The sequence below is a fragment of the Siphonobacter sp. BAB-5405 genome (genome assembly GCF_002872335.1).
In the GTDB taxonomy this organism is placed as follows: domain Bacteria; phylum Bacteroidota; class Bacteroidia; order Cytophagales; family Spirosomataceae; genus Siphonobacter.
Map to the genome: position 1 here is coordinate 1 of NZ_NJAG01000145.1, position 2,014 is coordinate 2,014.

Here is a 2,014-nt window from a genome sequence, read left to right on the forward strand (position 1 = left end):
ACTGTTAAAGGAATTCGTATTGAGGAACTAAATAATGTTCCATTCATGCTTCCCCCCTCGCCGAGCAGGAGCGGATTGTAGCGAAATTAGATGCGGCCTTTGCTCATGTGGAGACGCTGAAAACTAGCTTAGCCCGTATCCCGGAATTACTTAAGAAGTTCAGGCAAACGGTGCTTACGCAGGCGGTTACTGGAAAGTTGACAAGTGTAAAAGAATTTACTACACTAGGTGAGATAGGAATAGATATTCAAACAGGTCCATTTGGAAGTTCTTTACATCAGGAAGATTATGTTGAGGGAGGAATACCAGTAATTAATCCAAGTCATATTAAAGACGGAAAAATTCAACCTAATAGTTCAGTTTGCATTAGCCTATCAAAATTTAACGAGCTTAGAGTTTGGGCTTTGAATGACAAAGATGTTGTATTGGGGAGAAGAGGCGAGATGGGTAGAGCTGCAACTTATAATAGTAATGATGGGCTAATGTTGTGTGGAACAGGATCCGTAATATTTAGAAAATCAGAAAGTGTGTCTTCTGATTTTTTAGTCTATTTTCTAAGAAGCCCATTCTGCGTAAATTACCTTAACTCTAATTCCGTAGGATCTACAATGATAAATTTAAATCAAAAAATAATTAAGGCATTACCATTTCCTAAAATAGAATTATTAGAACAACATGAAATTGTCTCCCGGGTAGAAGCACTATTTGCCAAAGCCGATTTGATAGAAGCTCATTACCAGCGATTTAAAGAAAATATTGATCGCTTACCCCAGACCTTACTGGCGAAAGCCTTTCGGGGTGAGCTAGTATCATCTAAAAATATTAAATAATACATAATTAATTTACGATAATGAAAATTAATTATCTGTGGGTATCAAAATATAAAAATGTAGAAGATATTAAATTAGAATTTCAATTCTAATTTAATATCTATATTAGTTGGTAAGAATGGTTTAGGTAAATCAAATATAATAGAGATAATAGCTRCTATATTTAGGGATTTAGATTTGCAAAGAGATATAGAATCTTTTGAAGATTGGCCGTTAACAATATTTTGAATATGAAATAGTTTATGAATGCAAAACTATCGTTAATAAAAAATAGTGAGCAAAGAAAGTAGGTTTGAAGTGTTTATAGGTAATAACTCAAATACATTTATTCCATTAGATGTTGATACATTCATTTCGGAAAAATCGGAAAAATATATACCAAATCACGTAATTGGATATTATTCTGGTGAAAACAAACGAATTAGAGAACTTATTAAGCCATATGAGGATATCATTGTACAAGAATTAAAATATAGTCTAACTAATAATGACAACTTGAGGAAAATATTATTTATTGAAAATAATCACGCAAAATTAATACTGATTACACTATTATTATACAAACTCACCCCTGGAGATGATAAAAATTTATATAAATTTATTGTTGACACTTTTACCAGTATAAGTAAATTGTCAGAAATAAATTTAAAGCTAAAAAATCCAATATGGTATAATAAAAGATCTAAAATACATAAAAGAAAAGGTATAGATCAGCTAGAAGAAAATCTTATGAATAACATCGAATTCCCATTTTGGAATATAAAAGGAAATGCAAATAAATTATTAAATTTCTTTTACAATAATAATTTACCATATCCTGTATATTATCTAAGTGATGATTTACCAAAAAGAGAATGTTTAGAGTTAAATCAAATATTGATAGATGAGGAAAGTATTATTGCAGATTTATTCCCAAGAGGAATGGATTTTTTTAATGCCTTGGAATCTCTATTACATATTCAATCAATAGAGAACATAGCTTTGAAGGTTAAATCTAACAACGGGGGATTATACACTTGACTTTGCTCAACTAAGTGAAGGAGAACAGCAAATTATATCAGTCTTAGGTATCATACTTATAAGTGAAAAAAGCGATTGTTTATTTTTATTAGATGAACCTGATACTCATTTAAATCCACTATGGCAAAGAGACCTTGTTAATCTAATTAGTAAAATTAATTATT

Annotated in this window: 4 protein-coding genes; all 4 read left to right on the forward strand. The window is 30.3% G+C overall.

What is annotated here, in order from left to right:
* Positions 1 to 170 precede the first annotated feature (170 nt).
* Positions 171 to 830, forward strand: coding sequence for a restriction endonuclease subunit S (locus BWI97_RS26650; protein ID WP_158242885.1), 660 nt, complete (start codon positions 171 to 173; stop codon positions 828 to 830).
* 102 nt (positions 831 to 932) lie between these two features.
* Positions 933 to 1,058 carry a hypothetical protein gene (locus BWI97_RS29435; protein WP_369826684.1) on the forward strand — a complete coding sequence of 42 codons (126 nt, stop codon included), beginning with the start codon at positions 933 to 935 and terminating at the stop codon, positions 1,056 to 1,058.
* 45 nt (positions 1,059 to 1,103) lie between these two features.
* Positions 1,104 to 1,850: a hypothetical protein gene (locus BWI97_RS26655; protein ID WP_102203459.1), complete on the forward strand. Its 747-nt coding sequence runs from the start codon at positions 1,104 to 1,106 to the stop codon at positions 1,848 to 1,850.
* Between the two features lie 31 nt (positions 1,851 to 1,881).
* A partial coding sequence (locus BWI97_RS29440) for a hypothetical protein (RefSeq protein ID WP_369826685.1) occupies positions 1,882 to 2,014 on the forward strand: 133 nt, incomplete at its 3' end.